This is a genomic window from Okeania sp. SIO2F5 (assembly GCF_010692685.1).
Taxonomy (GTDB): domain Bacteria; phylum Cyanobacteriota; class Cyanobacteriia; order Cyanobacteriales; family Microcoleaceae; genus Okeania; species Okeania hirsuta.
The window spans coordinates 81,673-88,176 of the sequence record NZ_JAAHGU010000016.1 but is presented as its reverse complement, the minus strand read 5'-3'; the positions used below and the strand labels follow the sequence as shown (position 1 = coordinate 88,176).

Below are 6,504 nucleotides of genomic sequence, written 5' to 3'. Positions count from 1 at the left end.
TTCTTTCTAGTTCATCTATACTTAGGTGTTCTTGGATACTTAAGCGTCTTGGCATAATGGCGATCGCTCCTGGGAATTATTTTTCTCCTCTTCAATTATACACAAACGATGCTACCGGACATGATATCATGGGATCACAGTAAATAACGACGTAACCTGAAATTTTAGATAAATCTACATATCTGTTATGGGTTGAAGGTAAAGTAAGTGATGGCAAAAACAAACCTTGTAGGTGATTACAAGTTCCATCATCTACTGGGATAGGAAGATTTGCAGGTAATTCTGTAAAATTGCTCATAAAAATCTCCATTTTAGGCGTGACATTTTTTACATACAGCAGTAGCTATAGCTGTTAGAATAGTCTAAGGAATGGTTAGGACATACTAAAAGCTTAAAAATCAAACGACAGCAAATTTTTCGGCGTTGCTGAGTGGTAATGATTTTGAGATTAACTTTGGGCGCAAAACATCAGTTTTTCAATTTTACCTTTAGCTAATAGACATCTCCAAGAATCAAAAATCAATATCTATATCCCAAAGAAATTATCAATTCTTTCCCCTCTAGGGAGGGGGAGGGGCGAGGGGTGGGTTCCCTACAGCAAAGCTGCCTACTCCCTAATGCCTATGGGTGGAGTAGATGTCTAATTATCATTACATTTAAGCAACGCCAATTTTTCTTTCTTCCTTCTGCTATAGAACATATAAAAAGCCTAAAACTGAGAGTGTTGGATAATTTTAATATCATGTTCGGATAAGAGGGTGATAAAAAAACTTTCTCCTTCTCCTCCTCCTCCTCTTTCTTCTTTTTTATTTCCTCCTGAGTCCTGACTTCTGAGTCCTGACTTCTGAGTCCTGACTTCTGAGTCCTCCGTCGTTTATTTATAACTGTTCAAGCGGACATAATATAACTTCTGCTTTTTAGCCAAGTATCTCTTGAGTTTTCCTAGCGATCGCTCTTCATCTCCATCGCAAAATATCAAGGCGATCGCTCATACCATCCTAAACTTTTAGTTCAGTCATTGTTACTGTTTCTCCAATTATTTTTGACTTTTGTCTTTTAAACTTTGACTTGTTGGAAACTTATGAATTGATTGGTAACTTTTCACTTAATTCCTCTTCATTTTCACCCCATTTTTCCAGCCAATCTCCATCAATATTTTCCACGTATAAATTGACATGATTTATTCCCCAAGTTAGTCGGTCTTCTTGTAATTGTTGAGCCTCTTGGAGAGCGTGCCAAACTTTTTCTAAACGTTCTTTATTTGACAGAGTTTTGCTAATTGTTACCATGTATCCTGCCTAGTGTTAAAATGTGTAGTTTGATGTGCAAGTTGAAATATAATAGGAATTGAGCAAATTCCTATCTAAAACAAAATTTAATATATTTAGCCTCCGTTAAATGTTTGCTGTTATGCAGAACAAGATTTACTAATTGAATAACTGAGCGATCCTGTCCGGGATTATAACTAACAAAAATACCCCTTCTAATTTTCCATTGCTGTAGTGTATCTTTCCATTCCTTATACTTATGATTACATAATTCTCCGGACATAGTAGTAAGTTGAACACAGAGAGGCTTACCTGTGCTACTACTCACAATTACATCTGTTGCCATAGACAAGTCTGCTATATAACGATGAACAACACACCCGTCACGACTTTTAATCTGACGAGAGACAGATTTTAGTATTTCAGCATCTTCTTGATTAAATTCCCCCGATCTTAACTTTTGTTTCCATATATAAAATTTATGATCATTTTCATTAAACCATTTTGGAAAAAGATTTTCATACCAGTAAGATACTGGTGATGGAAGATGTTTTAAAAATAGTTGCCTTTCTTCATTTGTTAAGGATTGCAATTTCAACCAAAATTCTCCATCCTTGATTAATTCTAACAAAAATCCTACTAAGACTCCTTTCTGCATTAGCAACCCTGGCCTAATATCCTTAATCCAGCGTGTTACTTCATCTAACCTCTGGGCTAAGGCAGGTTCAGTTGACCAGGCAAGATTGCTAAGTTGTTTTAGCTTAGGCTCGATTTCTCTTGCTTGCAATCATCCTCCTACATTAAGACCCATCTTAGAATCTGTAAAAAAGTTTTTTTATATCACTATAAATATTGTAGCGCTTGATTAACAGTATAAAGGGTTAACTATTAGGATATTATCGCCCCTTCGGGATAAGCAGTCAGTCCTCAGGAGTCAGGAGCCAGAATTAATCAGAATGTTTTTTGAATTTTCTTGATGAGGCCCTTGCTGATTTTGGGTTAAATACCCCATCTTCTAGCAATAGGTTGAGATTCTCACTCCCATCCCAATTTCTCTCCTGACTTATGGCTCCTGTATTATCATTTCCCTTATGGGTTTAATACCCCACCGTCAACGGGGGTGCTCAAAATTGTTTGGGGTTAGAGTCCCCATGCAATTTTCCCTTCAGCATAGCTGCCTTCAGCATAGCTGCCTTCAGCATAGCTGCCTTCTTCAAAACTACTCAAAATATTTCTACAAATATTGAGATTAAAATACTTTCATCTATTGACTAATTTCTTTCTAAATGGTATTGATTCTTGAACACAAGACAGATGGGTATTACCCTCTACAAATCTTAAAGCTAGCTTAAAAAAAATAAAGATTCTGATGTTCATTCTAGGTTAACAATAATTATTAGAAGTAACTATAAAATACAAAAAACAAATGTCAGAATCAACTATCGAATCAATCCTAGAAGAAAAACGTCTTTTCCAACCACCGGAACAATTTGCCCAAGCAGCCCATATTAAAAGCATAGAGGAATACAAACAACTCTACGAAAAAGCTAGAAATGACCCAGAAGGATTTTGGGCAGAACTAGCCGAAACAGAATTAGACTGGTTCCAAAAATGGGACAAAGTTCTCGACTGGCAACCACCTTTTGCTAAATGGTTTGTTAATGGCAAAATTAACATTTCCTATAACTGCCTTGACCGTCATCTTAACACCTGGCGACGAAACAAAGCAGCCCTAATATGGGAAGGAGAACCCGGAGACTCTCGCACCCTTACCTACGCCCAACTCCATCGGGAAGTTTGCCAGATGGCAAATGTATTTAAACAATTGGGAGTGAAAAAAGGCGATCGCGTGGGTATTTATATGCCGATGATTCCTGAAGCAGCAATCGCTATGTTGGCCTGTGCAAGAATAGGCGCTCCCCACACTGTTGTTTTTGGTGGATTCAGTGCTGATGCCTTAAAAAACCGCCTCGTCGATGCTGAGGCTAAATTAGTCGTCACTGCTGATGGAGGTTGGCGTAAAGATGCTATTGTTCCTCTCAAAGAGCAAGTAGACAAAGCACTAACAGCAGGTGCCCCCACTGTGGAAAATGTTCTAGTCGTTAAACGCACTGCCCAAGAAATTCACATGGAGTCTGGGCGAGACCATTGGTGGCATGAACTCCAAAAAGGTTCTTCTGGCGAATGTGCAGCGGAACCGATGGATAGTGAAGATATGCTATTTATTTTGTACACAAGTGGCACAACAGGTAAACCCAAAGGAGTCGTACACACTACAGGCGGTTATAATCTTTATACCCACGTTACCAATAAATGGGCATTTGACCTCCAAGACACGGATGTATATTGGTGTACTGCGGATGTAGGTTGGATTACAGGTCACAGTTATATTGTCTATGGCCCCCTTTCCAACGGTGCCACTAGCCTCATGTATGAAGGCGCACCTAGAGCGTCTAATCCTGGTTGTCTCTGGGATGTAGTAGAAAAATATGGTGTTACCATCTTCTACACTGCTCCTACTGCTATCCGGGCATTAATGAAAATGGGAGAAGAACATCCCAACTCCAGAAATCTAACTTCTCTACGTTTGTTGGGAACAGTAGGAGAACCAATTAACCCAGAAGCTTGGATGTGGTACCATCGCATTATTGGTGGGGAGCGGTGTCCAATAGTTGATACTTGGTGGCAAACTGAAACAGGTGGATTTATGCTGACTCCTCTACCCGGTGCAACTCCGACTAAACCAGGTTCGGCGACTTTACCTTTTCCTGGCATTATTGCTGATATTGTTAACCAGGAAGGAGATCCAGTGGATGGTAGCAGTGGTGGTTATTTGGTGATTAAACATCCTTGGCCTTCCATGATGCGCACTGTGTATGGTGATGACGATCGCTTCCGTCGTACTTATTGGGAGTATCTGAGTCCGAAGAATGGTGAGTATCTTTATTTTGCTGGTGATGGTGCTCGCAAAGACGAGGATGGTTATTTTTGGGTGATGGGTCGTGTTGATGATGTGATTAATGTGGCCGGTCATCGTCTAGGTACTATGGAGGTAGAGTCGGCATTGGTGTCTCACCCTGCTGTTGCTGAGGCGGCAGTTGTTGGTAAACCTGATGAGGTTAAGGGTGAGGATATTGTGGCTTTTGTGACTTTAGAAGGCGATCGCGAAGCAAGTGAGACTTTGGAGAAGGAATTGAAGCAGCACGTTGTCCAGGAGATTGGAGCGATCGCTCGTCCTGGTGAGATTCGCTTTACTGAGGATTTGCCTAAAACTCGTTCTGGTAAGATTATGCGAAGGTTGTTACGGTCTCTGGCGGCAGGTCAGGAAATTGCTGGGGATACTTCAACGTTACAGGACAAGAGTGTATTGGATAAGTTACGGGGTGGAGCGTAGGGAAGTCAGAAGTCAGAAGTTAGAAGTGAGTGTGTAATTCTGAGGTCTCCTGCGGCGCTTTTCTGGTGCGGAAATGTTTCCGCACACATCGCCTCCAGAATTTATAGCGTTGTGCGCAGGCAACAGCTCATCTGGCAACAGCTCCGGAAGGGGGAATAAATTGCCGATAATATAAGACTTTTAGCTATTTTGCCCATCCTGCAATTTGTAAATATACCAGCGCTCATTGCTATAAGACACACTCAAGACAGTCAGAAGTTATATCATGTCTGGATAATTAGATATCTCCAGAAAAGAGGGAGTAAAGAGGGAGTAGGGAGTAGGGAGTAGGGGGAATTGAAGAAGGAGACAGGAGACAGCTATACTGGAGACAGGAGGAAAATTACATGGGGATTCGCTCCCCCAAGTAATGCGTGAACACCCCCGTTGACGGTGGGGTATTAAACCCACAAAGAAAATGATAATTGATAATTTATGTGCGATAATTGATTTGATTTTTTATGATTGGAGATGTCTATTAGTGATCAAAAAAACTTTCTCTTTCTTCTTCTTTCTTGCCTCCTGACTCCTGAGGACTGACTCCTTTTAAATTTGTAATAGAGAACCAGGCTTAACAATACCTTTAACTGTTGCAGTTCCCAATAAACCATCACGAGATTCAAAAATTAATTTAGCAGCGGATTTTTCTTTTGAATTTACAACATTAAATACAGCACCTGTTGTTAATTCAGCAATTTTTTTTATATCTAATCCTCCTAACCAAATTTGAGCTAGATCGCCCTTAATTTCTGTAACTACTGCATTAGCAACAGGACTAGAATATTCAGTCAAATATATAGCTTTACTGTCTAATTTAGTATCTTTCTTAACTTCATAAAGTGGATTTTGTTTTAACCTAGCTGGAATTTGTCGATTAACATAAGCGATCGCCTCTTTTGGTGTAGCTGTTTCTTGCCATAAATATTGTGTGAATAAATAACTAAAAATTCCAGCATGAAAATCAAGAATTTTCACATCTTTAGCAGTTTGAAAAGGTTTAGCAGAAGCAAAAACTACTCCTTTTGCTACACCACTTTGATAACCTTTCACAAATTCATCTTCAGACATATCGAGCCGAGATAACCATTTTTCTTGATAAGCCTTTTCTTGGGATACAACTTCTATTTTTTCCCCTCCTGCACGAGAACGAACAGTAAAATCTCTAGTCGTCATTCCCGAAAAACAACTATCAAGAATTCCGGTAAAATTATCTGTCTTTAAAGCTGAAGTAAGTAGAAACAAAGTATGCCCCATAATATCATTAACAGTACCACCAACATTAGGATATCCTTGAGGCAGAGAACTATCTACTGGAACTAATGTACCACTTAAACCACTACCATCCATGAAAGAAGTTTTGACAATAGGATTAGGATCTTTGACGTGGGAACCATGACCGGAATAATGAAAAACTGCTACATCTCCTGGTTTTGCTTGTTTAATTAGGTGTTCTTCAAATGCTTCTAAAATACCTTGGCGAGTTGCTTTTTCATCAGTAACAATATAGATATCTTTTGGATTAAAACCAAAGCGGTGAATTAATAGATGACGTTGCATTTCTGTATCATATACACAACCTCTTAAAGGGGCTTTTTTATATTTATTAATTCCTACTAATAGAGCAAGTTTGCGTGGGGTACTTTGAGCTAATACTTTGCCATAATTTTCGACTTGGGAGAGAAATTTTAATTGACTTATACCAAGGGTGGCAAGTATTGAACTAGCAAATTGGAAAAAATGACGGCGAGAGATGAGAGGCATTTTGAATTATTCCTTATTTCTCGGTTTTGCTAAAATTTTAAA

At 39.3% G+C, this 6,504-nt stretch carries 4 protein-coding genes; 1 reads left to right on the top strand and 3 read right to left on the bottom strand.

The window, feature by feature from the left end:
- Nucleotides 1–1,079: 1,079 nt before the first annotated feature.
- Together F6K27_RS09330 and F6K27_RS09325 are read right to left on the bottom strand one after the other, a co-directional pair.
- Nucleotides 1,080–1,289, bottom strand: coding sequence for a hypothetical protein (locus F6K27_RS09330; RefSeq protein ID WP_287275840.1), 210 nt, complete (start codon nt 1,287–1,289; stop codon nt 1,080–1,082).
- Nucleotides 1,290–1,359: 70 nt separating this feature from the next.
- Complete coding sequence (locus F6K27_RS09325) at nt 1,360–2,055, bottom strand: hypothetical protein (RefSeq protein WP_287275838.1); 696 nt, start codon at nt 2,053–2,055, stop codon at nt 1,360–1,362.
- Nucleotides 2,056–2,694: 639 nt separating this feature from the next.
- Between F6K27_RS09325 and acs the strand changes: the two genes are divergently transcribed.
- Complete coding sequence (gene acs / locus F6K27_RS09320; RefSeq protein ID WP_287275836.1) at nt 2,695–4,662, top strand: acetate--CoA ligase; 1,968 nt, start codon at nt 2,695–2,697, stop codon at nt 4,660–4,662.
- 585 nt (nt 4,663–5,247) lie between these two features.
- On the opposite strand, the gene F6K27_RS09315 is transcribed toward acs, so the two are convergent.
- Nucleotides 5,248–6,462, bottom strand: a complete 1,215-nt coding sequence (locus F6K27_RS09315; RefSeq protein ID WP_287275834.1) for a caspase family protein — start codon at nt 6,460–6,462, stop codon at nt 5,248–5,250.
- Between the last annotated feature and the right edge of the window lie 42 nt (nt 6,463–6,504).